The following is a 24,887-nucleotide window of genomic DNA, read 5'->3' as shown; positions in this document are numbered from 1 at the left end:
GCTGCTACAACGGCAAATGCCGACTCAATAACGCCCGAAGCGCCGCCGGTTTCACCGGTTTGGGCAGATAATCCAGTCCGGCCGCGTGTACCTGAGCCACCATCTCCGGGCGGCCGTCGGCGCTGATGACCACGCCCGGTACCGGTTCACCCAAACGCGTGCGCAGCCACGCCATCAGTTCGGTTCCGGTTTCGCCATGGTCCAGGTGATAGTCCACCAACGCCAGTTGCGGGCGCATCCCGGCGTCGAGCAACTGCGCGCATTCAGCGCGATTACGCGCCGTCCAGACCTGGCAACCCCAGCGCGTCAGCAGGCTGTTCATGCCGATCAGAATGCTGTCTTCGTTATCGATACAGAGCACCTGCGAGCCGCTCAACAATTTCCCGTTAATCTCACCGACCGCGACCGGCGCCACGGTGTGCACCTGCGCCTGGGCCAGTGGCACGCTGACACTGAACACGGTGCCACGGCCCAGCCAGGATCGAACCTGCAACGTGTGACCCAGTACGCGACACAAGCCGTCGGCAATGGCCAGTCCCAACCCCAGGCCTTTCTCGGCGCGGGTCAGGTGACTGTCCAGGCGTTTGAATTCTTCGAAGATGACTTTTTGCTTGTCCTGCGCAATCCCCGGACCGCGATCCCACACCTCCAGACATAACTGACCCTGGCGCCGCCGAACGCCCAGCAGCACCGGGCCCTTGGCGTAACGGAACGCGTTGGTGAGGAAGTTTTGCAGGATCCGCCGCAGCAGTTTGATGTCGCTGTACACGCGCAAGTTACTGCCGCGCACACGGAAATCGAGTCCCTGTTCCCCGGCCAGCGCCTTGAATTCGGCCGCGAGCACGTCGAACAACTCATTGATCGCGAACGGCTGCGGGTCGGGATTGATCTTGCCGTTTTCCAGTCGAGAAATATCCAGCAGATCGCTGATCAGGTCTTCGGCCGAACGCAGTGAAGAGTCCAGATGCCGAACCAGTTTCTGTGCTTCGCCGGACAAGCCGTCATCCTGGTGGGAGAGGGCGGCGGAGAACAGACGGGCGGCATTCAACGGTTGCATCAGGTCATGGCTGACCGCCGCCAGAAAACGGGTTTTCGACTGATTGGCCGACTCGGCAGTGCCCTTGGCTTCAGTCAGGGCCACGTTCAGTTGGGACAGTTCATGGGTGCGCTCGGTGACCCGTCTTTCCAGGCCTTCGTTGGCTTCGGTCAAGGCCTGTTCGGCCTCGCGGAATGCGGTGATGTCGGTGAAACTCATGACAAATCCACCGCCTGGCATCGGGTTGCCAATCAGCTCGATCACACGGCCGTTGGGGAAAAGTCGTTCAGAGGTATGGGCGCGGCCCTGACGCATCCAGTGCAAGCGGCGGGCAACGTGCACTTCCGCCTCACCGGGACCACACAATCCGCGCTCGGCGTTGTGACGAATAATGTCGGCAATCGGTCGACCGACGCTGATCAGGCCGTCCGGGTAATTGAACAGCTCCAGGTAACGTCGGTTCCACGCTACCAGTCTCAATGACTGATCCACCACGCTGATGCCTTGGGTGATGTTCTCGATCGCGCCTTGCAGCAAGGCGCGGTTGAACTGCAGCACTTCGGAGGCTTCGTCGGCGATCCGGACGACATCCTCCAATTGCATTTCCCGACCTTCGATGGCGGCTTTCACCACGGCGCGGGTTGAAGAAGCCCCCAGCACACCGGCGAGCAGGCGTTCGGTGTGGGCGATCCATTCACTGTCGGCGTTCTGGTTCGGGTTGAAGCCCTTGCCCTGACGATAGGCGAAGCGAATAAAGCTTTGGCGGGCGCGTTCTTCACCGACAAATCGCGCAGCCAGTTGCAGTAGATCGTCGATTTGCACAGCGAGCAACGAGCGAGCGTTTGGGCGGGCGCTGATTTCCTGGCCGATGAAACGTCCGGCCTGCCAATGCTCCGACACCCGGGTGCGCGACAGCACCGAAACCCAGGCGAACAGAGTGAAGTTGCCCGCCAGCGACAGCACCACGCCTTGGGTCAGCGGTGTGATCGGCAGGTTTAACGGGTTGCTGTGCAACCACGCCAGTCCCGGGAAACTGTTTAACGAAAGGCCCAGGCTATGGGCGGCAATCGGCAGGATCAGCGTGTAGAACCACAAAAACGTACCGGCAGCGAGGCCGGCGAAAACGCCACGACGATTGGCCTGCTTCCAGTACAACGCGCCGAGCATGGCCGGGGCCAGTTGGGTCACGGCGGCGAAAGCGATCTGGCCGATGGTGGCCAGGCTCGCCGTTGAGCCCAGCAGGCGATAACTGACGTACGCCAGCAGTAAAATGACCACGATGCTGACCCGGCGCACCGACAGCATCCATTGGCGGAACACTTCGAACGGCCGCTCGGCATTGTTGCGGCGCAGCAGCCACGGCAACAGCATGTCGTTGGACACCATGGTCGACAGCGCCACGCTCGCGACGATGACCATGCCGGTCGCCGCCGACGCACCGCCGATAAACGCCAGCATCGCCAGTGCAGGATGGGCCTGCGCCAACGGCAGGCTGATGACGAAGGAGTCTGGCAGCACTGAGCTGGGCAGCAGCATCTGACCGGCGAGGGCGATCGGGACTACAAACAATGCGGCCAAAGCGAGGTAGGCAGGGAACACCCATTTGGCCAGGCGCAGATCCTGCGGGTCGATGTTTTCCACCACGGTGACGTGGAACTGCCGCGGCAGGCAGATGATCGCCATCATCGCGACCCCGGTCTGCACCACCATCGACGGCCAGTTGATGGTTTCCTTCCAGTATTCCTCGAGACGCGGTGCGAGCATGGCCTGGTCAAACAGGTCTTCGAAACCGTCGTACAGCCCGTACGTCACGAACGCGCCAACCGCGAGAAAGGCAAACAGCTTGACCAGCGACTCGAAGGCAATCGCCAGCACCATGCCTCGGTGATGTTCCGTGGCATCGAGGTTGCGCGTACCGAAGACGATGGTGAACAGCGCCAATACCAGCGACACGATCAGCGCCGTGTCCTGCGCGCGCGTGCCCATGGCGTCGGCTCCGGCGCCGATCAACAGGTTCACGCCGAGCACGATGCCTTTGAGTTGCAGTGCGATGTAAGGGAGCACGCCGACCAGACAGATCAGCGCGACGACAATGGCCAGCGATTGCGATTTACCGTAACGGGCGGCAATGAAGTCGGCAATCGAGGTGATGTTCTCTTGCTTGCTGATCATCACCATTTTTTGCAGGACCCATGGCGCGCAAACCAGCAGCAGGATCGGCCCCAGGTAAATCGGCAGGAACGACCAGAGCTGTTCGGCGGCCTGACCGACTGCGCCGAAGAACGTCCAGCTAGTGCAATAAACCGCCAGCGACAGGCTGTAAACCCACGCGCGCACCCGCGGCGGCAACGGCGTGCGGCGGCGGTCACCGTAGAAGGCGATGGCGAACATGATGGCCATATAGGCCAGGGCGACGGCGGCGATCAGCCCGCTGGACAGCGACATGGAAACTCCCGACAAAAATCCCCGGGACTCCCGCCCGGCACGACAGTCTCGCACGCCGGCCGGCATTCGTCAGTGTCGACCAAGGTCGAGGCGTGGCGGGGTGTCGCAGGGGCTAGTCGGATGGTTGTTATCTGGCCCTCACGCACTCCCTTTTAGGAGCACGGCTTGCCCGCGAAGGGGTGCTCACTGATTCAACGCAATCTCCACCAACCAATGCAATTCCCCCACATCCAACGGTGCGGTCGCAAACAGAATCCGGTACACCATCGGTGCCGCCAGCAGATTGATCAGCCGATCGACACTTGGCTGCGTCTCAGCGGGATAGCGATCCAGAATCGTCTGCAACTGCGCGCCGATGATCGTCACACAAGTGCCCGGCGTCGGGCTCGATTGCGCGTCTCGCAGCATGTCGCGCCCGGGTTCGGAGCTCATCTCATCCAGAAACTGCTCCGCCCAGGCGAGGATGTCGCCGCGCAAGCTGCCAGTGTTGGCGGGCTCGCCGTCAGGCTGCATCCGCGCCAACGCCACATCGGCGAGCAGCGCCGACAAATCTCCCCAGCGCCGGTAAATCGTCGATGGCGTCACCCCCGCGCGCGTGGCGATTTGCGGCACGGTCACGCTCGAGCGCTCCTGCTCCTGGAGCAGCTCGCGCACAGCCGAATGGATCGACTCTTGTACCCGGGCGCTTCTGCCGCCGGGGCGTAAACCTTCTCTGATAGCCATAGGTCAGACCTTAACACAAAGAATTTGCTTTAAGCGCGGGCCGGTAGCACACTCCACAAAAGCAAATAATTAGCTTTTGCGGAGTATGCCCATGCCAAGTTCAATTTCGAACCGTTCCAGCCTGTGGTTTCTGGCGATCACCTTACTGAGTTTTCTCGCTGCTTCCACAGCGCCGACGCCGCTCTATCATCTGTATCAGGAGCAGCTGCAGTTTTCCGCCGCGACCCTGACGGTGATCTTCGGCGTGTACGCCATCAGCTTGCTCGCTGCATTACTGACCGTCGGTTCGCTGTCCGATCACCTGGGGCGCAAACCGGTGATTTTCACTGCTGTCATGCTCAACATCGTGGCGATGGTGTTGTTCATCGAAGCCGACAGCGTCGCGTGGCTGATCAGTGCGCGAGTGTTGCAAGGTTTCGCGACCGGGATGGCCACGGCGGTGTTGAGCGCCGCGTTGATGGACACCGACCGTCAGCAAGGGCCGCTGGTCAACAGTGTCGCGCCATTGCTGGGCATGGCCCTCGGCGGAATGGGCTGCGGCTTGCTGGCGGAATTTGCACCGTGGCCACTGCGGCTCACCTATTGGGTGCTGTTCGCATTGTTTGTGTTGCAGGCATTGTACGTCTGGCGCTTGCCGGAAACTGTCAGCGCACAGCCCGGTGCATGGGCATCGTTGCGGCCGACGTTGCACGTTCCGGTGCAGGCGCGGCGGACGTTGTGGCGAGTCCTGCCGCTGAATATCGCCGGTTGGGCGCTCGGTGGTTTTTATGCATCGCTAGCGCCGTCGCTGGTGCGCGAGGCCACGGGCTCGACGTCCAACCTGATTGGCGGCGCCACTGTCGCAGTGCTCACCGTCACCGGTGCCGTGATGATCTATGCCCTGCGCAATCGAGCGGCAGACAAGCTTCTGAGCATAGGCGCAAGCATCTTGCCGACCGGCGTTGCACTGGTGCTGCTGGCCGTGCACAGCGCGAGCCTGCCCCTGTTTTTCATCGGGACGCTGATCGCCGGCTGCGGCTTTGGCGCGAGTTTTCTGGGCGTGCTGCGCAGCGTTGTGCCGTTGGCCATGCCCCATGAACGGGCCGGTTTGATGTCGGCGTTTTATGTGCTCAGTTACCTGGCGTTCTGTTTGCCGTCGCTGATGGCGGGGAGCATGACGCGCACGTTCGGTCTGGTGGCGACCACCGACGGTTATGGCGCGGTGTTGATCGTTCTTTCGCTCGTGGCATTGTGGATGTCCATCCGTGAGCGAGCAGGGCAGAGGGCAAGCGCTTCGGGTAACCTGTGACGCCGTATTCGCGAGCAAGCTTTGCCACACAGGAAATTCGCCATACACAAAAACTCGCGCGCCTCGCCTGTGCCCATATCTACAAATCAGATAACTGTTAGAGATATTCCCCGTTATATAGATATTCGATTCTGTTCCACCATGAACTCCACCTCACCAGAGGACAGGAGTTCGCCATGACATACCTCAGCGCTTTCAAACCCTTCGCCGATTTGCAGCACCCGCGCGAAGTCATCCGCCAATTCACCCCGAACTGGTTCGCCGCCACCATGGGCACCGGCGTGCTGGCGCTGGCCCTTGCGCAATTACCGCTTGCCAATCGCGGACTGCACGCGGTGGCCGAAGCATTATGGTTGTTCAACATTTTGCTGTTCGCCACTTTCACCCTTCTTTACGCAGCGCGCTGGGTCTTCTTTTTCCACGAAGCGCGACGCATCTTCGGCCATTCCACGGTTTCCATGTTTTTCGGCACCATTCCGATGGGGCTGGCCACACTGATCAACGGCTTGCTGTTGTTCGGGTTACCGCGCTGGGGGGAGGGCGTCATCGCCGTCGCGCAGGCGCTGTGGTGGCTGGATGTGGCGATGTCGCTGGCCTGCGGCGTGCTGATTCCCTACCTGATGTTCACTCGTCAGGAACACAGCATCGACCAGATGACGGCGGTCTGGCTGTTGCCGGTCGTGGCGGCGGAAGTGGCGGCAGCCAGCGGCGGCTTGCTCGCTCCGCACCTGGCCGATGCCCATTCGCAATTCCTTATGCTGGTAACCAGCTACGTGCTCTGGGCATTTTCCCTACCGGTAGCGTTCAGCATTCTGACAATCCTGTTGCTGCGCATGGCGTTGCATAAACTGCCTCCCGCCAGCATGGCCGCTTCCAGTTGGCTTGCCCTCGGTCCCGTCGGCACTGGCGCGCTCGGTATGTTGCTGCTGGGCGCCGATGCGCCGGCTATCTTCGCCGCCAATGGCCTGCCTGGTATCGGCGAAATGGCTGCCGGCCTGGGACTGATCGGCGGGATTCTGTTGTGGGGATTTGGGCTGTGGTGGATGCTGATCGCGCTGCTGATTACCCTGCGTTACCTGCGGGGCGGCATTCCGTTCAATCTCGGCTGGTGGGGCTTCATCTTTCCACTGGGTGTTTATGCGCTGGCGACTTTGAAGCTGGCCAGTACCCTGGGGCTGACGTTCTTCAGCGTTTTGGGCGGCGTGTTGGTAGCGGTGCTGGCGCTGATGTGGCTGATCGTAGCCCGGCGCACCGTGCAAGGCGCCTGGTGCGGCGAGTTATTTGTTTCGCCCTGCCTTGCAGGATTAGCGAAACAAGTCGCGAAGATTAGGTAATGTGTGGCGCTGAATCTCTACCCATTCAAGGGACACACGGAAGATGAGTCACCCCTCACAGTTTGCCTTGCTCCGCACCCGGCGCTTCCTGCCATTTTTCATTACCCAGTCGCTGGGCGCGTTCAACGACAATATCTTCAAGCAGTCGCTGATCCTCGCCATTCTTTACAAGTTGACCATCGAGGGGGATCGCTCGATCTGGGTCAACTTGTGTGCGCTGCTGTTCATCTTGCCGTTCTTCCTGTTTTCGGCGCTGGCGGGGCAGTTCGGCGAAAAGTTCGCCAAGGACGCGCTGATCCGTCTGATCAAGCTCGGCGAAATTGCGATCATGGTTGTCGGCGCCGTCGGCTTTGCATTTGATCACCTGCCGCTGATGCTGATCGCGCTATTCGCCATGGGCACGCATTCGGCGCTGTTCGGGCCGGTGAAATATTCGATCCTGCCGCAAGCGCTGCATGAAGATGAGCTGGTCGGCGGCAACGGCCTGGTGGAGATGGGCACTTTCCTGGCAATCCTTGCCGGTACCATCGGCGCCGGAATCATGATGTCGTCTGCGCAGTACGCGCCCATTGTCTCCGTGGCGATCATCGGCATCGCCGTGCTCGGTTACCTGGCCAGCCGCAGCATTCCCCGCGCCGCCGCGTCATCACCGCAAATGCGCCTGAACTGGAACATCTTCAGCCAATCCTGGGCCACGTTGAAGCTGGGCCTGGGACAAACGCCGGCGGTATCGCGCTCGATTGTCGGCAACTCGTGGTTCTGGTTTGTCGGGGCGATCTATCTGACGCAGATTCCGGCCTACGCGAAGGAGTGGATGCACGGCGACGAAACCGTGGTGACGCTGATTCTGACCGTGTTCTCGGTCGGTATCGCGCTCGGTTCTCTGCTGTGTGAGAAGCTCTCGGGGCGCAAAGTCGAGATCGGTCTGGTGCCTTTCGGCTCGTTCGGCCTCACGGTATTTGGCCTGCTGTTGTGGTGGCATTCCGGTGCAATTCCCGCCAGTGCCACCGGTCACGGCTGGATTGAAGTGCTTGGCTTCGGCCACACCTGGCTGGTGTTGATCGACATTCTGGGTCTGGGTATTTTCGGCGGTTTTTACATTGTGCCGCTGTACGCGTTGATTCAGTCGCGCACCCCGGAAAACGAGCGGGCGCGGGTGATTGCCGCCAACAACATTCTCAACGCGCTGTTCATGGTCGTCTCCGCGATTGTTTCGATCATATTGTTGAGCATGGCCAAACTGTCGATTCCCCAGTTATTTCTGGTGGTGTCGCTGCTCAACATCGGCGTCAACGCTTACATCTTCAAGATCGTCCCCGAGTTCAGCATGCGCTTCATGATCTGGCTGCTCAGCCATTCAATGTACCGCGTGGAGCATCGCAACCTCGATGTGATACCTGACGAAGGCGCCGCATTGCTGGTGTGCAACCACGTGTCCTTTGTCGACGCCTTGCTGATTGGCGGCGCGGTGCGCAGGCCGATTCGCTTCGTGATGTACTACAAAATCTACAACCTGCCGGTGCTTAACTTCATCTTCCGCACGGCCGGGACGATTCCGATCGCGGGGCGCCAGGAAGATATTCAGATTTACGAAAGCGCCTTCACACGGATCGCCCAGTATTTGAAGGACGGCGAGTTGGTGTGTATTTTTCCGGAAGGCAAGTTGACTGCCGATGGCGAAATCAATGAGTTCAAGGGCGGGCTGCGGCGCGTGCTTGAAGAGACGCCAGTGCCGGTGATTCCGTTGGCGTTGCAAGGGTTGTGGGGGAGTTTCTTCAGTCGCGACCCCGACAAAGGCGTGTTTCGTCGGTTGTGGTCGCGGGTGACGCTGGTCGCCGGTCCGGCGGTCGCGGTGGAATCGGCTGAACCGGTGAAACTGCAAGCCCTGGTCGGGGAGTTGCGCGGGAACGTGCGATAACGCTGATGGATTAACGCGGGCGGCAGTCGCGCGCCCGCTCCGGCGTTGCGTCAGCCTGCCATCGCCAGGCGGTTGCGGCCTTCGCGTTTGGCCACGTACAGCGCGCTGTCGGCACGGCGCAGCAGGCTTTCGGATGATTCGCCGGGCAGCAGCGTCGAGCAACCGAGGCTGACCGTCAGTTCAATCGTATTGCCGTCGGCAGAATATTTTTGTGCCTGTGCGGCGAATCGCAGACGCTCGCCGACCATCGCGGCAGCGTCGCGACCGGTGTTCGACAGCAGGATCAAAAACTCTTCGCCACCGAAACGGAACACCATGTCGACATTGCGCAGCTGACTCTTGATCGACGCTGCCACGGCTTTCAGCACATCGTCACCGGCGCTGTGCCCGTGGGTATCGTTGATGTGTTTGAAGTGGTCGATGTCCAGCATCAGCAGCGACAAGGGTTGCAGATGGCGCCGGGACATTTCGATTTCCCGTTGCAGTGTCTGGTCCATGGCGATGCGATTGCCGGTATCGGTCAGCGGATCGCGCAACGCACTTTGCGTGGCCGCGCGGTAGAGCAGGGTGTTGCGCATCGGGTACAGCAGCGCCGACAGCAACGACTCGAGATGACCCTGTTCCTGCTCGGTGATACGTTGATTGCGGCGGAACACCAGTTCGCCCAGATGTTCGCCTTCATGGCTAAGGCTGTAGCTGACCGAATGATGGCCGCGAACGCCGAATTCCAGACGCAGGTCGCTGGCCTTGTGCGTGTAGCTCAAGGCATCGAGCGGTACCAGACGCTGAATCTCCCGGAAGAACAGGCCCAGAATGCGCTGCGGTTCCAGGCTCGTCTGCAACTGCAGGCTTAATTGCTGGCGCAGTTGCGCAAGACTGACAGGCCTCTCCAGTATTGCAGGCTGTTGACCAAAGCCCAGGCGTTGCAATTTGGCGCTATCAAAGTCAATTGCGTTGGTCTGGGAAGGTGATTTCATAAGGCAAGCCCCTAAGCAGTAAGCTGTCTTACAGGCTGGGTGAGAGCGGCTTTAGGCTGCGCGTCGTACTGGTCCGTCAGTCCCGTAGGACATTCCGTACAAGTCTAATCTGCTTTGTCGAACTTACGTAATCGGTCGACTCAAGCGGCGCTCCATCTGCTGTCACACGGCGTGTCTGAGCAGAATTAGAGCGAAGGCGGGCCATTCAGTTCACTGGATATGAAAGCTTTTAAAATCAGAGTTTTGAAGGCTTGAACAGAGGCCTGGGGGTGTAGTCCCGGCAGTTGTTTGACTGTCTACATGCTCATTTACGACGCTGTTCTCGTTTCGCGACGAAATTTCGTCGCGAAACATAGGCGACGTACGGCATTACTGGGCGTTGAATGCCTGGCCATTGATGCCGGTGCTGTCCGGCCCCATCAGGTACAGATAAACCGGCATGATCTCCTCGGGGGTCGGGTTATTCAGCGGATTTTCACCGGGGTAAGCCTGCGCGCGCATGCTGGTGCGGGTGGCGCCAGGGTTGATGCTGTTGGACCGCACCGGCGCCACGGTGTCGAGTTCGTCCGCCAGCGTTTGCATCAAACCTTCGGTGGCAAACTTCGATACGCCGTAAGCGCCCCAGTACGCTCGACCCTTGCGGCCGACGCTGCTGGAGGTGAACACCACCGAAGCATCCTGCGACAGCTTCAACAGCGGCAGCAACGTGCTGGTGAGCATGAACATCGCGTTGACGTTGACATGCATGACGCGCATGAAGTTTTCGCCGGACAGTTGTTCGATCGGCGTGCGCGGGCCAATGATCGAAGCGTTGTGCAGCAGGCCGTCGAGACGCCCGAATTCGGTTTCGATCATCGCCGCCAGCTCATCGTATTGATGCGGTTGGGCGGTTTCCAGGTTGAACGGGATCACGGCCGGTTGAGGATGGCCGGCAGCTTCAATTTCGTCGTAGACCTGAGTCAGATTGGCTTCGGTCTTGCCCAGCAGCAAAACGGTGGCGCCGTGTGCCGCATAGGCCTTCGCGGCGGCCGCGCCGATGCCGCGACCGGCGCCTGTGACCAGAATGACCCGGTCCTTGAGCAATTCGGGGCGGGCGGAATAATCAAACATAAAAACCTCATCAAAAATCGTGCATGGAACCTGTGGCGAGGCGCATTTCTGTGGCCAAGGGGCTTTCTGTGGCGAGGGGGGCCGTCGCAACGTCGCACCGCCCCGTCCGGCTGCGAAGCAGTCTAAAAATCAGCATGCAGGGCCTATCTGGAAAACCACAGGGGCTGCTGCGCACCCCAACGGGGGCAAGCCCCCTTGCCACAATAAGTGCTCGCAACATGAGCATTCTGCATCCAGCCCAATCAGCAGCTACAAAGGGCGTTATCCAGCACTTCAATCAACTCCAGCGGGTGATCGATCACGGCGTCCGCGCCCCAGTGCTTCGGGTTGTCATCCGGGTGAATGTAGCCGTAAGTCACCGCACAGGTCTTGGTCCCGGCATCACGGCCGGATTCGATGTCCCGCAGGTCATCGCCAATAAAAAGCACACTGGCCGGGTCCAGATCCAGCAGCTTGCACGCCAGCGTTAGCGGTTCCGGGTCGGGCTTGCTGTTCGTCACATGATCAGGGCAGATCAACACTTTCGACCGTTCTGCCAGACCCAGCTGCTGCATGATCGGCTCGGCGAAGCGCACCGGTTTATTGGTCACCACGCCCCAGATCAGGTTGGCCTTCTCGATCTTCTCCAGCACTTCGGCCATGCCGTCGAACAGATGGCTGTGCACCGCGCAACCCTTCAGATAGCGGTCGAGAAACTCCTGACGCAATTGCTCGAAGCCCGGCGATTCCGGGTCCATGGAAAAGGTCGCGGCGACCATCGCCCGCGCACCGCCGGAGATTTCGTCGCGAATGTACTGCGGGTTGATCGGCGGCAAGCCACGGTCCGCGCGCATCGCCTGAGAGATCGCAATGAAGTCCGGCGCGGTGTCGAGCAGCGTGCCGTCCATGTCGAAAAGAACCGCTCTGAGACGCATCGCCTTACTCCTCGCGCAGGGTCTGGATCATGTAATTGACGTCCACGTCGGCCGCCAGTTTGTAGTGTTTGGTCAGTGGGTTGTACGTCAGGCCAATGATGTCCTTGACGGTCAGGCCGGCCATGCGGCTCCACGCGCCCAGTTCGGAAGGGCGGATGAATTTCTTGAAGTCGTGGGTGCCGCGCGGCAGCAACTTCATGATGTATTCAGCGCCGACGATGGCGAACAGGTAAGCCTTCGGATTGCGGTTGATGGTGGAGAAAAACACCTGGCCACCCGGTTTGACCATTGTGTAGCAGGCGCGAATCACCGACGACGGGTCCGGCACGTGTTCGAGCATTTCCAGGCAGGTCACCACATCGAACTGCTCCGGCATTTCTTCTGCCAGGGCTTCGGCGGTGATCTGCCGGTATTCGACGGTCACACCCGATTCCAGTTGATGCAACTGCGCGACCGCCAGTGGCGCTTCGCCCATGTCGATGCCCATCACGGTCGCACCGCGTTGCGCCATGGCTTCGCTGAGAATGCCGCCGCCGCAACCGACATCGAGGACTTTCTTGCCGGCCAGGCTCACGCGCTCGTCAATCCAGTTGACCCGCAGCGGATTGATGTCGTGCAGCGGCTTGAATTCGCTTTCGCGGTCCCACCAGCGATGGGCCAACGCTTCAAATTTGGCGATCTCGGCGTAGTCGACGTTGCTCATGTTCAATCCTCTAAAACCTGAAAAATCCTGTTGCCCCGGCGTTCGATCCGGGGGACTTACGATTCGTTCTGACCGCTGATGCGCTGGCCCCAGGCCTTGGCGGTGGCGGTCAGTTGTTGTTCGTCCTGACGTGTCAGGCGACGGTCGTCGAGCAACTGCTTGCCGGCGACCCAAAGGTGTTTCACGCAGTCGCGCCCGGTGGCATATATAAGCTGCGACACCGGATCGTAAACCGGTTGCTGCGCCAGACCGGACAAGTCGAACGCGACCATGTCCGCGGCCTTGCCGACTTCCAGCGAGCCCACCTCAGCTTCCATACCCAGCGCGCGGGCGCCGTTCAACGTGGCCATGCGCAGGGCGCGGTGAGCATCCAGCGCCGTGGCAGAGCCGGCAACCGCTTTTGCCAGCAACGCGGCGGTGCGGGTTTCCCCGAGCAGGTCGAGGTCATTGTTGCTGGCCGCGCCGTCAGTGCCGACAGCGACATTGACACCCGCCTGCCATAACCGCTCGACCGGGCAGAAACCGCTCGCCAGCTTCAGGTTCGACTCCGGACAATGAATCACATTGGTATTGCTTTCTACCAGCATCGCCAGGTCTTCTTCGCTGATCTGGGTCATGTGCACGGCCTGAAAGCGCGGGCCCAGCAGGCCAAGTCGTGCGAGGCGGGCCAGCGGCCGTTCGCCGGTCTGCTCGAGCGCTTGCTCCACCTCGAACGCGGTTTCGTGCACGTGCATGTGAATCGACGCGTCCAGTTCCTCGGCGATCACCCGGATCTTCTCGAGGTTCTCATCGCCTACGGTATAAGGCGCATGCGGGCCGAACGTCACTTTGATGCGTTCGTGATGCTTGAGGTCGGTAAACAATTCGACGCCCTGACGAATGGCTTCGTCCGCCGAACCGGCGCCGGGGATGGGAAAGTCGAGAATCGGAATGGCGATCTGCGCGCGGATGCCGCTGTTGTGCACGCGCTCGCTGGCCACTTTCGGGAAGAAATACATGTCGGAAAAACAGGTGATGCCGCCCTTGATCTGCTCGGCGATGGCCAGGTCGGTGCCGTCACGCACGAACGCTTCATTGACCCACTTGGCTTCAGCCGGCCAGATATGATTTTCCAGCCAGGTCAGCAGCGGCAAATCATCGGCCAGGCCGCGAAACAGCGTCATCGCCGCGTGGCCATGCGCATTGATCAGGCCGGGGCTGAGCAGCACGTCCGGCAATTCGCGGATTTCGCTTGCTTCAAGCTTCAGCGCGGCGGAACGTGGGCCGATGAAGACAATGCGCCCGTCGCGAATGCCGACGCCGTGTTCTTTGAGGACGACGCCTGCAGGTTCCACGGGGACCAGCCAGGTCGGCAGCAATAACAGGTCGAGCACAGCGGCAGGGTTTGGCATCGAAGGTCGGTTCCAGGGCATTTGTAAAGAGGGCGAAGTATACCCGAGCGTCTTCGCTGGGGGATCGCTATAATCGGCGGCTTTGTTACTGAATACGGGGTGTAGGATGCGCGATCGACTGTTGGCTGCGGAGAAGGTGAAAGCCATCGATTGGCGTGATGGCGCCCTGTATCTGCTGGACCAGCGTATTTTGCCGTTCGAGGAAACCTGGATCGCCTACACCGATGCGGCGGGTGTGGCCGAGGCCATTCGCTCAATGGTCGTGCGCGGCGCGCCGGCGATTGGCATCAGTGCGGCCTACGGTGTCGTGCTGGCGGCCCGCGCCCGGTTTGCCGAAGGTGGCAACTGGCACGCGGCGCTGGAAGAAGATCTCGCGTTGCTCGCCGACTCCCGTCCGACCGCGGTCAATCTGTTCTGGGCGCTGGGTCGCATGCGCGATCGGCTGGACCGTCTCAAAAAGCACGCCGATCCGCTGGCCGTGCTGGAGGCAGAGGCCATCGCCATTCATGAAAGTGATCGCGAAGCCAACCTGACCATGGCGCAGCTGGGTGTCGACCTGATCCGCAAACATCAGGGCAACGCGCAGACCATCCTGACCCACTGCAACACCGGCGCACTTGCCACCGGTGGCTTCGGCACGGCGCTGGGGGTTATTCGCGGTGCTTTTATAGAAGGCATGGTCGAGCGCGTTTATGCCGATGAAACCCGTCCGTGGCTGCAAGGTTCGCGGTTGACCGCGTGGGAACTGGCCAATGAAGGCATTCCCGTGACACTCAACGCCGACTCCGCCGCCGCGCATATCATGAAGACCAAAGGCATCACCTGGGTCATCGTCGGCGCTGACCGCATCACCGCCAATGGCGATGTGGCGAACAAGATCGGCACCTATCAGCTGGCGGTCAACGCCATGCACCACGGCGTGCGCTTCATGGTCGTGGCGCCAAGTTCGACCATCGACATGAACCTCGCCAGCGGCGATGACATCCCGATCGAACAGCGCGACGGTCGTGAGTTACTGGAAGTCGGCGGCAAGCGGGTCGGGGCGGACGTCGATGCGTTCAACCCGGTGTTCGACGTGACGCCGGCGGATCTGATCGATGCCATCGTCACCGAGAAGGGCATCATCGAACGGCCGGACACGGCGAAAATGGCGCAGTTGATGTGCCGCAAGCGGTTGCATTGAAGATTCGTGTCGTCAGGTAATAGCGATCGCGAGCGAGCTCGCTCCCACATTAGTTGACCGGGTCTGACAGAAAAACTCCGTCAGTTGTGGGAGCGAGCTTGCTCGCGATAGGGCCGGCAATGCCAACAAATTTGTCCGTATTGTGCATTCGACGCAGCTCTAAGCCCCTCTGATCCCCTATCAGCCCCTCACCACTCAACTAACTACACTCCATGCGCATCTGGGGGATAGGTGCGTGGCGGCTCTTGTGATAACATTCGGCGGTTTCCAGGGTAGCCCGATGTGGCTGCCTTTACTGCGCAGATCCATGGCATAAATTGTTGATTTGTCGTAAGTCGCTGCATGGCACTCAGCCGGTGGCGGCGAGCTTCGTTCGTCCCATATGGATGTGACGAGGTTTCACCAGAAAAAGGAATCAGGCTTCTCATGGGCGAACTGGCCAAAGAAATCCTCCCGGTCAATATCGAAGACGAGCTGAAGCAGTCCTACCTCGACTACGCGATGAGCGTAATTGTCGGGCGGGCACTGCCGGATGCGCGCGATGGCTTGAAGCCCGTGCACCGGCGTGTGCTGTTCGCGATGAGCGAGCTGGGCAACGACTTCAACAAGCCGTACAAGAAATCTGCCCGTGTTGTCGGTGACGTGATCGGTAAGTATCACCCGCACGGCGATACCGCGGTGTACGACACCATCGTTCGGATGGCGCAGCCATTCTCGCTGCGCTACCTGCTGGTAGACGGTCAGGGCAACTTCGGTTCGGTGGACGGCGACAACGCCGCGGCCATGCGATACACCGAAGTGCGCATGACCAAGCTGGCGCACGAGCTGCTGGCTGACCTGCACAAGGAAACCGTGGACTGGGTGCCGAACTACGACGGCACCGAAATGATCCCCGCGGTCATGCCGACCCGTATTCCCAACCTGCTCGTCAACGGCTCCAGCGGTATCGCCGTGGGCATGGCGACCAACATCCCGCCGCACAACCTCGGTGAAGTCATCGACGGTTGCCTGGCACTCATCGACAACCCCGAGTTGACCATCGATGAACTGATGCAATACATCCCCGGTCCGGACTTCCCGACCGCCGCGATCATCAACGGTCGCGCCGGCATCATCGAAGCCTACCGCACCGGTCGCGGGCGCATTTACATGCGCGCCCGCTCGACGATCGAAGACATCGACAAGGTCGGTGGCCGGCAGCAGATCGTCATCACCGAACTCCCTTACCAGCTGAACAAGGCCCGTCTGATCGAGAAGATCGCCGAGCTGGTTAAAGAGAAGAAACTCGAAGGCATCACCGAACTGCGCGACGAGTCCGACAAGGACGGTATGCGCGTCGTGATCGAACTGCGTCGCGGCGAAGTGCCTGAGGTGATCCTCAACAACCTCTACGCCCAGACCCAGTTGCAGGCAGTGTTCGGCATCAACATCGTTGCGCTGATCGACGGCCGTCCGCGAATCCTCAACCTCAAGGATTTGCTGGAAGCCTTCGTTCGTCACCGTCGCGAAGTCGTCACCCGCCGTACCGTGTTCGAACTGCGCAAGGCGCGCGAACGTGGCCACATCCTTGAAGGTCAAGCGGTTGCCCTGTCGAACATCGACCCGGTCATCGCCCTGATCAAGGCCTCGCCGACGCCGTCGGAAGCCAAGGAAGCGCTGATCAAGACCGCGTGGGAATCGTCCGCCGTGGTCGCGATGGTTGAGCGCGCCGGTGCCGATTCCTGCCGTCCCGAGACCCTCGACCCGCAATACGGTCTGCGTGAAGGCAAGTACTTCCTGTCGCCGGAACAGGCCCAGGCGATTCTCGAACTGCGCCTGCACCGCCTGACCGGTCTGGAACACGAGAAGCTGCTGGCCGAGTATCAGGAGATCCTCAACCAGATCGGCGAACTGATCCGCATCCTCAGCAGCGCCACGCGCCTGATGGAAGTGATCCGCGAAGAACTCGAAGTGATCCGCGCCGAATACGGCGACGTGCGTCGCACCGAGATTCTCGATGCCCGTCTCGACTTGACCCTGGGTGACATGATCCCGGAAGAAGAGCGCGTCGTGACCATTTCCCACGGTGGCTACGCCAAGACCCAGCCATTGGCGGCGTACCAGGCTCAGCGTCGTGGCGGCAAAGGCAAATCGGCGACCGGCGTCAAGGACGAGGACTACATCGCGCACCTGCTGGTCGCCAACAGCCACACCACGCTGCTGCTGTTCTCCAGCAAAGGCAAAGTGTACTGGCTGAAAACCTACGAAATCCCGGAAGCCTCCCGCGCTGCCCGTGGTCGTCCGCTGGTCAACCTGCTGCCGCTGGACAGTGATGAATACATCACCACCATGCTGCCGGTCGAGGAATACACCGAAGGTCACTTCATCTTCATGGCCACCGCCAAAGGCACCGTGAAGAAGACCCCGCTGGAATCCTTCAGCCGTCAACGCAGCGTCGGCCTGATCGCGCTGGAACTGGACGAAGGTGACGTACTGATTTCTGCCGCCATTACCGATGGCGAGCGCGAAGTCATGCTGTTCTCCGATGGCGGTAAAGTGACTCGCTTCAAGGAAACCGACGTTCGCGCCATGGGCCGTACCGCTCGCGGTGTTCGCGGCATGCGTCTGCCGGAAGGGCAGAAGCTGATTTCCATGCTGATCCCGGAAGAAGGCAGCGAGATCCTCACGGCTTCGGCTCGCGGTTACGGCAAGCGCACGGCGATTTCCGAATTCCCCGAGTACAAGCGTGGCGGTCAGGGTGTTATCGCCATGGTCAGCAACGACCGTAACGGCCGTCTGGTCGGCGCGGTCCAGGTGCTCGATGGCGAGGAGATCATGCTGATTTCCGACCAGGGCACACTGGTGCGTACTCGCGTCGACGAAGTCTCCAGCCTGGGTCGTAACACCCAGGGCGTGACCCTGATCAAACTGGCCAGCGACGAAACGCTGGTCGGTCTGGAGCGGGTTCAGGAGCCGTCGGAAGTCGAGGGCGAAGAACTCGAAGGCGAGGAGGGCGAAGAAGGTGCAGTGTTCGACGGCGAGGTCGTGATCGACGACGCGGTCGAAGACCAGCAACTCGACGCCGCCGCAGACGAAGAACCGCAAGAATAAGCGGACAAACAGGGGGCGGATGAAAATTCGCCCCCTTGTTGTTTGTCCCTTTGGAATATGGATGCCCCTGTAGGAGCGGGCTTTTGTGGCTTGTCCCTTTGGAATGTCGATGCCCCTGTAGGAGCGGTCTTTTGTGGCTTGTCCCTTTGGAATGTTGATGCCCCTGTAGGAGCGGTCTTTTGTGGCGAGGGGGTTTACCCCCGTTGGGGTGCGAAGCGCCCCCAAAACCAGCCGCCGCTATCTCGCATGAGAATGGGGTGACAGGTTGGCGATTGCTTTGCAATCGAACGGGGGCAAGCCCCCTCGCCACAGGAAGTCCGTCTCCACATTTGGATCTGTGTTGACTGATTTCCACAGGAAGTCCGTCTCCCACGCTGAATCTGTATTGACTGAATATGTTTGCGTGACCCACCAAATCAGAGCGAGATTGGATGTGAGCAAGAGAGCCTATAACTTCTGTGCCGGTCCTGCGGCGCTTCCCGAAGCTGTCCTGAAGCGCGCTCAGGGTGAACTCCTCGATTGGCACGGCAAAGGCCTGTCGGTCATGGAAATGAGCCATCGCAGCGACGAGTTCGTGTCCATTGCGACCAAGGCCGAGCAGGATCTGCGTGATCTGCTGAATATCCCGTCCAACTACAAAGTCCTGTTTCTGCAAGGTGGCGCCAGCCAGCAATTTGCTCAGATCCCTCTGAACCTGTTGCCGGAAAGCGGCACCGCCGACTACATCGATACCGGCATCTGGTCGCAGAAAGCCATCGAAGAAGCCTCGCGCTACGGCCACGTCAACGTTGCCGCCACCGCCAGGCCTTACGATTATTTCGCCATCCCTGGCCAGAACGAATGGAAGCTGTCCAAAGACGCGGCCTACGTTCACTACGCGCCGAACGAAACCATCGGCGGTCTGGAATTCCAGTGGATCCCGGAAACCGGTGACGTGCCACTGGTTGCCGACATGTCCTCGGACATCCTCTCGCGTCCGGTGGACATCTCGCGTTTCGGCATGATCTACGCCGGCGCCCAGAAAAACATCGGCCCGAGCGGTGTGGTGGTCAACATCATCCGCGAAGACCTGCTCGGCAAGGCCCGTTCCCTGTGCCCGACCATGCTCAACTACAAGGTCGCGGCCGATAACGGCTCGATGTACAACACGCCGCCAACCCTGGCCTGGTACCTGTCCGGTCTGGTGTTCGAGTGGCTGAAAGAGCAGGGCGGTGTCGAAGTGATCGGCAAGCTCAATGAAGAAAAGCAGCGCACGCTGTACAGCTTCATCGACGCCAGCGGGCTCTACAGCAACCCGATCAACCCGTCCGACCGTTCGTGGATGAACGTGCCGTTCCGCCTTGCGGACGACCGTCTCGACAAACCGTTCCTCGCCGGCGCCGACGAGCGTGGGCTGTTGAACCTCAAGGGGCATCGTTCCGTAGGCGGCATGCGCGCCTCCATCTATAACGCCGTCGACATCGGAGCGGTCAACGCGCTGGTGTCGTACATGGCAGAGTTCGAGAAGGAACACGGCTAATGTCTGAGCAAGAACTCAAGGCACTGCGCGTTCGCATTGATGCGCTGGACACCAAAGTCCTCGAGCTGATCAGCGAACGCGCCCGCTGCGCCCAGGAAGTGGCGCGGGTAAAAATGGCCTCGCTGGCTGAAGGCGAAGTGCCGGTGTTCTACCGTCCCGAGCGCGAAGCTCAGGTGCTCAAACGGGTGATGGAGCGCAATCAGGGGCCGCTGGGCAACGAAGAAATGGCGCGGCTGTTCCGCGAAATCATGTCCTCGTGTCTCGCCCTCGAGCAGCCGCTGAAAGTCGCCTACCTCGGCCCTGAAGGCACGTTCACCCAGGCGGCGGCCATGAAGCACTTCGGCCACGCAGTGATCAGCAAGCCGATGGCGGCCATCGACGAAGTGTTCCGTGAAGTGGCGGCCGGTGCGGTGAATTTTGGCGTGGTCCCTGTGGAAAACTCCACCGAAGGCGCGGTCAACCACACGCTGGACAGTTTTCTCGAGCACGACATGGTCATCTGTGGCGAAGTCGAGTTGCGCATTCACCACCATTTGCTGGTGGGCGAAAACACCAAGACCGACAGCATCAGCCGCATCTATTCCCACGCGCAGTCGCTGGCCCAGTGCCGCAAGTGGCTCGACGCACACTACCCGAATGTCGAGCGCGTGGCGGTGTCGAGCAACGCCGAAGCGGCCAAGCGGGTCAAGGGTGAATGGAATTCGGCGGCGATTGCCGGCGACATGGCAGCCGGCCTGTACGGGCTGACCCGTCTTGCCGAAAAAATCGAGGATCGCCCGGACAACTCCACGCGATTCCTGATGATCGGCAGCCAGGAAGTGCCACCGACCGGCGACGACAAGACCTCAATCATCGTGTCCATGAGCAACAAACCCGGCGCCCTGCACGAATTGCTCGTGCCGTTCCACGACAACGGCATCGACCTGACGCGCATCGAGACACGTCCGTCGCGCAGCGGTAAATGGACCTACGTGTTCTTTATCGATTTCGTCGGCCACCACCGCGATCCGTTGATCAAAGGTGTGCTGGAAAAGATCAGTCAGGAAGCAGTAGCACTCAAAGTGCTGGGTTCCTACCCGAAAGCCGTTCTCTAAGGGGTAGCAAATGAGTGGCGACTTCCTCGCTCTGGCACAGCCGGGCGTACAACAACTTTCGCCTTACGTGCCGGGCAAACCCGTGGACGAACTGGCGCGCGAGCTGGACATCGATCCGGCCAGCATCGTCAAACTGGCCAGCAACGAAAATCCGTTGGGCGCGGGCCCCAAGGCATTGGCCGCGATTCGTGAAGAATTGGCCGAACTGACCCGTTATCCGGACGGCAACGGTTTTGCGCTGAAAACCTTGCTGGCGGACCAATGCCGCGTCGAGCTTGATCAAGTGACATTGGGCAACGGTTCCAACGACATTCTCGAACTGGTCGCGCGCGCCTACCTGGCGCCAGGCCTGAACGCGGTGTTCAGCGAGCACGCCTTCGCCGTTTATCCGATCGTCACGCAAGCGGTCGGCGCCACCGCCAAAGTGATCCCCGCCAAAGACTGGGGCCATGATCTGCCGGCCATGCTGGCCGCAATCGATGTCGACACTCGCGTGGTGTTCATCGCCAACCCGAACAATCCGACCGGCACCTGGTTCGGCGCCGAAGCGCTGGACGAATTCCTCCAGGACGTACCGGCCCACGTGCTGGTGGTGCTGGACGAGGCCTACATCGAATACGCCGAAGGCAGCGACTTGCCGGACGGTCTGGATTACTTGGCCGCCTACCCGAATCTGCTGGTCTCGCGCACCTTTTCCAAGGCTTACGGTCTGGCGGCGCTGCGGGTCGGTTATGGCTTGTCGACTGTCGTCGTGGCCGATGTGCTGAACCGCGTGCGTCAGCCTTTCAACGTCAACAGTCTGGCCCTGGCCGCTGCGTGCGCTGCGCTGCAAGACACCGATTACCTGGCCGAAAGCCGTCGCCTCAACGAAGCGGGCATGCAACAGCTGCAAGCCGGTTTCCGTGAGCTGGGGCTGAGCTGGATTCCGTCCAAGGGCAACTTTATCTGTGTCGATCTCGGCCAGGTGGCCGCGCCGGTTTTTCAGGGTTTGCTGCGTGAAGGCGTGATCGTACGCCCGGTGGCCAACTACGGTATGCCGAATCATTTGCGCATCACCATCGGTCTGCCGACGGAAAACACGCGTTTCCTTGAGGCGCTGACCAAGGTTCTGGCTCGTGGTTGATGTCACTGCAATGCAATCTGATGCACCTATGATCGGTCGCCTGGTGGTAGTCGGTTTGGGCTTGATCGGCGGTTCGTTCGCCAAAGGTGTGCGTGAAAGTGGCCTGTGCCGCGAAGTGGTGGGCGTCGATCTCGATCCGCAGTCGCGCAAGCTGGCGGTGGAACTCGGAGTGGTTGATCGCTGTGAAGAAGACCTGGCCGTTGCCTGTCAGGGCGCCGACGTGATCCAGCTCGCCGTGCCGATTCTGGCCATGGAAAAAATGCTCGCGCGTCTGGCGGCGATGGAGTTGGGGACGGCGATTCTCACCGACGTCGGCAGTGCCAAAGGCAACGTCGTGCGCGCCGCCACCGAAGCCTTTGGTGGCATGCCGCCGCGTTTTATCCCGGGCCATCCGATAGCCGGTTCCGAGCAGAGTGGGGTGGAGGCTTCAAACGCCGATCTGTTCCGCCGCCACAAAGTCATTTTGACACCGCTGGACCAGACCGATCCGGCTGCGCTGGCCGTGGTGGACCGTTTGTGGCGCGAATTGGGCGCCGATGTCGAGCACATGCAAGTCGAACGACATGACGAAGTGTTGGCCGCAACCAGTCATTTGCCACACCTGCTGGCGTTCGGTTTGGTCGATTCATTGGCCAAGCGCAATGAAAACCTTGAGATCTTCCGTTACGCTGCCGGCGGTTTCCGCGATTTCACAAGAATCGCGGGAAGTGACCCGGTCATGTGGCACGATATCTTCCTCGCCAACCGCGAAGCTGTCCTGCGCACACTCGATACATTTCGCAGCGACCTCGACGCCTTGCGCGACGCGGTCGATGCAGGGGATGGGCACCAATTATTGGGCGTGTTCACACGCGCCCGGGTTGCCCGCGAGCATTTCAGTAAAATCCTGGCCCGCCGGGCCTATGTGGACGCTATGAACTCCAACGACCTGATTTTCCTGGCACAACCTGGTGGCCGCCTGACTGGGCGGATTCGTGTACCGGGCGACAAATCGATCTCCCACCGTTCGATCATGCTCGGTTCCCTCGCCGAAGGCGTCACCGAAGTCGAAGGCTTCCTCGAGGGCGAAGACGCTCTGGCGACCTTGCAAGCCTTCCGCGACATGGGTGTAGTGATCGAAGGTCCGCACCACGGTCGCGTGACCATTCACGGCGTCGGCCTGCATGGCTTGAAGCCAGCGCCGGGGCCGATCTATCTGGGCAACTCCGGCACCTCGATGCGTCTGCTGTCCGGCCTGCTGGCGGCGCAGAACTTCGACAGCACCCTGACCGGTGACGCCTCGCTGTCCAGGCGTCCGATGAATCGCGTGGCCAATCCACTGCGTGAAATGGGCGCCGTGATCGAGACCGCTGCCGAAGGTCGTCCGCCGATGATCATCCGTGGCGGCAACAAGCTCAAAGGCTTGACCTACACCATGCCGATGGCCAGTGCCCAGGTTAAATCCTGCCTGCTGCTGGCCGGTCTGTACGCCGACGGCAAAACCACCGTCACCGAGCCAGCACCGACCCGCGATCACACCGAGCGCATGCTGCGCGGCTTCGGCTACCCGGTCAGTGTTGACGGCGCGACGGCGTCGGTCGAGTCCGGGCACACACTCAGCGCGACCCACATCGAAGTGCCGGGCGATATCTCGTCTTCGGCATTCTTCCTGGTGGCGGCGTCGATTGCCGAAGGCTCCGAACTGGTGCTGGAACACGTCGGCATCAACCCGACCCGTACCGGCGTCATCGACATCCTGCGTCTGATGGGCGCCGACATCACCCTGGAAAACCAGCGTGAAGTGGGCGGCGAACCGGTAGCGGATCTGCGCGTGCGTGCGGCCAAGCTCAAAGGCATCGAGATTCCCGAAGCGCTGGTGCCGCTGGCCATCGATGAATTCCCGGTGCTGTTCGTGGCCGCCGCCTGTGCCGAAGGGCGCACCGTGTTGCGCGGCGCCGAAGAGCTGCGCGTCAAGGAATCGGACCGCATTCAAGTCATGGCCGACGGCCTGCTGGCACTGGGCGTCAAATGTGAGCCGACCCCGGATGGCATCATCATCGACGGCGGCCTGATCGGCGGCGGCGAAGTGCACGGCCACGGCGATCACCGCATTGCCATGGCCTTCAGCGTTGCCTCGCTGCGCGCCACCGCGCCGATTCGCATCCATGACTGCGCCAACGTCGCGACGTCGTTCCCGAACTTCCTCGCGCTGTGCGCCCAGGTCGGCATTCGTGTGGCACAAGAGGCTCAATCGTGAAAAATATCGCACCGGTCATCACCATTGATGGGCCAAGCGGCTCTGGCAAAGGCACGGTCGCCGGCATCCTCGCCCGGCAACTGGGCTGGAACCTGCTGGACTCCGGTGCGCTTTACCGCTTGCTGGCCTTCGCCGCGCACAACCACGGCGTCGACCTGACCAACGAAGAACTGCTCAAGCAACTTGCCGCTCATCTGGATGTGCAATTCATCGCGGCGACCGACGGTCAGCTGCAGCGCATCATTCTGGAAGGCGACGAGGTCAGCGACGTGATCCGTACCGAGGGCGTCGGCTCCGGTGCGTCGCAGGTCGCCGCACTGCCGGCGGTCCGCGAAGCCTTGCTACAGAGGCAGCGCGCCTTCCAGGAGATGCCGGGTCTGGTCGCCGATGGGCGCGACATGGGCACCGTGGTATTCCCGGATGCGCCGCTGAAAATCTTCCTGACCGCCAGTGCCGAGGAGCGTGCGCGCCGTCGTTACTTGCAGTTGAAGGGCAAAGTCGATGGTGTTAGTCTGTCGAGTCTGCTAGATGAGATACGTGCACGCGATGAGCGTGACACCCAGCGAGCGGTAGCCCCGCTCAAGCCGGCGGCTGACGCCATTCAGCTGGATTCCACGGAATTATCCATCGATCAGGTGTTGCAACGCATCATGAGCGAGATCGCACTCCGCGATATCGCCGGGTGACCAAGAAGCGTTTCAGGGGGCCAGTCATAGTCCTGCGGTGCTTCTTTAAATGAACGTAACCCACGTCGTCTGGGATGTGGAGATGGGCGTATTCTTCGCCCTTATACTCAGGAATTA

At 60.7% G+C, this 24,887-nt stretch carries 17 protein-coding genes; 10 read left to right on the top strand and 7 right to left on the bottom strand.

Annotated elements, in window-relative coordinates; translation table 11 throughout:
* Window positions 1–4 precede the first annotated feature (4 nt).
* A complete protein-coding gene (locus tag ACYZT1_RS16880; RefSeq protein ID WP_462015825.1) occupies window positions 5–3,481 on the bottom strand; it encodes a hybrid sensor histidine kinase/response regulator in 3,477 nt (1,158 codons plus the stop codon).
* Between the two features lie 183 nt (window positions 3,482–3,664).
* Window positions 3,665–4,204 carry a TetR/AcrR family transcriptional regulator gene (locus tag ACYZT1_RS16875; protein WP_462015824.1) on the bottom strand — a complete coding sequence of 180 codons (540 nt, stop codon included), beginning with the start codon at window positions 4,202–4,204 and terminating at the stop codon, window positions 3,665–3,667.
* Window positions 4,205–4,295: 91 nt separating this feature from the next.
* Between ACYZT1_RS16875 and ACYZT1_RS16870 the strand changes: the two genes are divergently transcribed.
* The 3 genes from ACYZT1_RS16870 to ACYZT1_RS16860 all read left to right on the top strand — a co-directional run bounded on the left by ACYZT1_RS16870 (window position 4,296) and on the right by ACYZT1_RS16860 (window position 8,744).
* Window positions 4,296–5,492, top strand: coding sequence for an MFS transporter (locus ACYZT1_RS16870; protein WP_462015823.1), 1,197 nt, complete (start codon window positions 4,296–4,298; stop codon window positions 5,490–5,492).
* Between the two features lie 176 nt (window positions 5,493–5,668).
* Window positions 5,669–6,826, top strand: a complete 1,158-nt coding sequence (locus ACYZT1_RS16865; RefSeq protein ID WP_462015822.1) for a TDT family transporter — start codon at window positions 5,669–5,671, stop codon at window positions 6,824–6,826.
* Between the two features lie 43 nt (window positions 6,827–6,869).
* Window positions 6,870–8,744 carry an MFS transporter gene (locus ACYZT1_RS16860; RefSeq protein ID WP_462015821.1) on the top strand — a complete coding sequence of 625 codons (1,875 nt, stop codon included), beginning with the start codon at window positions 6,870–6,872 and terminating at the stop codon, window positions 8,742–8,744.
* 50 nt (window positions 8,745–8,794) lie between these two features.
* Here ACYZT1_RS16860 and ACYZT1_RS16855 read toward each other — a convergent pair whose 3' ends face one another.
* The 5 genes from ACYZT1_RS16855 to ACYZT1_RS16835 all read right to left on the bottom strand — a co-directional run bounded on the left by ACYZT1_RS16855 (window position 8,795) and on the right by ACYZT1_RS16835 (window position 13,839).
* A complete protein-coding gene (locus tag ACYZT1_RS16855; RefSeq protein WP_462015820.1) occupies window positions 8,795–9,721 on the bottom strand; it encodes a GGDEF domain-containing protein in 927 nt (308 codons plus the stop codon).
* Between the two features lie 369 nt (window positions 9,722–10,090).
* Entirely contained in the window at window positions 10,091–10,831 is a 741-nt protein-coding gene (locus ACYZT1_RS16850) for a YciK family oxidoreductase (RefSeq protein WP_462015819.1), read from the bottom strand.
* A 242-nt stretch (window positions 10,832–11,073) separates the two neighbouring features.
* Complete coding sequence (gene mupP, locus ACYZT1_RS16845) at window positions 11,074–11,745, bottom strand: N-acetylmuramic acid 6-phosphate phosphatase MupP (protein WP_462015818.1); 672 nt, start codon at window positions 11,743–11,745, stop codon at window positions 11,074–11,076.
* A gap of 4 nt (window positions 11,746–11,749) precedes the next feature.
* A complete protein-coding gene (ubiG, locus tag ACYZT1_RS16840) occupies window positions 11,750–12,448 on the bottom strand; it encodes a bifunctional 2-polyprenyl-6-hydroxyphenol methylase/3-demethylubiquinol 3-O-methyltransferase UbiG (RefSeq protein WP_462015817.1) in 699 nt (232 codons plus the stop codon).
* Between the two features lie 56 nt (window positions 12,449–12,504).
* Window positions 12,505–13,839, bottom strand: coding sequence for a TRZ/ATZ family hydrolase (locus ACYZT1_RS16835; RefSeq protein ID WP_462015816.1), 1,335 nt, complete (start codon window positions 13,837–13,839; stop codon window positions 12,505–12,507).
* A 106-nt stretch (window positions 13,840–13,945) separates the two neighbouring features.
* Between ACYZT1_RS16835 and mtnA the strand changes: the two genes are divergently transcribed.
* The 7 genes from mtnA to cmk all read left to right on the top strand — a co-directional run bounded on the left by mtnA (window position 13,946) and on the right by cmk (window position 24,770).
* Window positions 13,946–15,022, top strand: coding sequence for an S-methyl-5-thioribose-1-phosphate isomerase (mtnA, locus tag ACYZT1_RS16830; RefSeq protein ID WP_462015815.1), 1,077 nt, complete (start codon window positions 13,946–13,948; stop codon window positions 15,020–15,022).
* A 426-nt stretch (window positions 15,023–15,448) separates the two neighbouring features.
* Entirely contained in the window at window positions 15,449–18,112 is a 2,664-nt protein-coding gene (gyrA, locus tag ACYZT1_RS16825; RefSeq protein ID WP_462015814.1) for a DNA gyrase subunit A, read from the top strand.
* Between the two features lie 433 nt (window positions 18,113–18,545).
* Window positions 18,546–19,631: a 3-phosphoserine/phosphohydroxythreonine transaminase gene (gene serC, locus ACYZT1_RS16820; protein WP_462015813.1), complete on the top strand. Its 1,086-nt coding sequence runs from the start codon at window positions 18,546–18,548 to the stop codon at window positions 19,629–19,631.
* Window positions 19,631–20,725, top strand: coding sequence for a prephenate dehydratase (gene pheA, locus ACYZT1_RS16815; RefSeq protein ID WP_028620536.1), 1,095 nt, complete (start codon window positions 19,631–19,633; stop codon window positions 20,723–20,725). The genes serC and pheA overlap by 1 nt, the downstream gene beginning before the upstream one ends.
* Before the next feature lie 10 nt (window positions 20,726–20,735).
* Window positions 20,736–21,848 carry a histidinol-phosphate transaminase gene (gene hisC / locus ACYZT1_RS16810; RefSeq protein WP_462015812.1) on the top strand — a complete coding sequence of 371 codons (1,113 nt, stop codon included), beginning with the start codon at window positions 20,736–20,738 and terminating at the stop codon, window positions 21,846–21,848.
* A gap of 28 nt (window positions 21,849–21,876) precedes the next feature.
* On the top strand, window positions 21,877–24,084 hold the full coding sequence (locus ACYZT1_RS16805; RefSeq protein WP_462015811.1) for a bifunctional prephenate dehydrogenase/3-phosphoshikimate 1-carboxyvinyltransferase: 2,208 nt from the start codon (window positions 21,877–21,879) through the stop codon (window positions 24,082–24,084).
* Window positions 24,081–24,770 (top strand): (d)CMP kinase, encoded by a 690-nt coding sequence (cmk, locus tag ACYZT1_RS16800; protein ID WP_462015810.1) that lies wholly within the window; start codon window positions 24,081–24,083, stop codon window positions 24,768–24,770. Before ACYZT1_RS16805 ends, cmk begins: the two co-directional genes overlap by 4 nt.
* The last annotated feature ends 117 nt before the right edge of the window (window positions 24,771–24,887 follow it).

It is taken from the genome of Pseudomonas sp. PB3P13, from assembly GCF_054897735.1.
The sequence above is the reverse complement of the archived record's forward strand: the minus strand, read 5'-3'. Positions and strand labels throughout refer to the sequence as shown.

Coding starts and splice junctions, on each gene's coding strand:
- ACYZT1_RS16880 (WP_462015825.1), bottom strand. CDS start 3,481: ATGTCGCTGTCCAGCGGGCTGATCGCCGCCGTCGCCCTGGCCTATATG.
- ACYZT1_RS16875 (WP_462015824.1), bottom strand. CDS start 4,204: ATGGCTATCAGAGAAGGTTTACGCCCCGGCGGCAGAAGCGCCCGGGTA.
- ACYZT1_RS16870 (WP_462015823.1), top strand. CDS start 4,296: ATGCCAAGTTCAATTTCGAACCGTTCCAGCCTGTGGTTTCTGGCGATC.
- ACYZT1_RS16865 (WP_462015822.1), top strand. CDS start 5,669: ATGACATACCTCAGCGCTTTCAAACCCTTCGCCGATTTGCAGCACCCG.
- ACYZT1_RS16860 (WP_462015821.1), top strand. CDS start 6,870: ATGAGTCACCCCTCACAGTTTGCCTTGCTCCGCACCCGGCGCTTCCTG.
- ACYZT1_RS16855 (WP_462015820.1), bottom strand. CDS start 9,721: ATGAAATCACCTTCCCAGACCAACGCAATTGACTTTGATAGCGCCAAA.
- ACYZT1_RS16850 (WP_462015819.1), bottom strand. CDS start 10,831: ATGTTTGATTATTCCGCCCGCCCCGAATTGCTCAAGGACCGGGTCATT.
- mupP (WP_462015818.1), bottom strand. CDS start 11,745: ATGCGTCTCAGAGCGGTTCTTTTCGACATGGACGGCACGCTGCTCGAC.
- ubiG (WP_462015817.1), bottom strand. CDS start 12,448: ATGAGCAACGTCGACTACGCCGAGATCGCCAAATTTGAAGCGTTGGCC.
- ACYZT1_RS16835 (WP_462015816.1), bottom strand. CDS start 13,839: ATGCCAAACCCTGCCGCTGTGCTCGACCTGTTATTGCTGCCGACCTGG.
- mtnA (WP_462015815.1), top strand. CDS start 13,946: ATGCGCGATCGACTGTTGGCTGCGGAGAAGGTGAAAGCCATCGATTGG.
- gyrA (WP_462015814.1), top strand. CDS start 15,449: ATGGGCGAACTGGCCAAAGAAATCCTCCCGGTCAATATCGAAGACGAG.
- pheA (WP_028620536.1), top strand. CDS start 19,631: ATGTCTGAGCAAGAACTCAAGGCACTGCGCGTTCGCATTGATGCGCTG.
- hisC (WP_462015812.1), top strand. CDS start 20,736: ATGAGTGGCGACTTCCTCGCTCTGGCACAGCCGGGCGTACAACAACTT.
- ACYZT1_RS16805 (WP_462015811.1), top strand. CDS start 21,877: ATGATCGGTCGCCTGGTGGTAGTCGGTTTGGGCTTGATCGGCGGTTCG.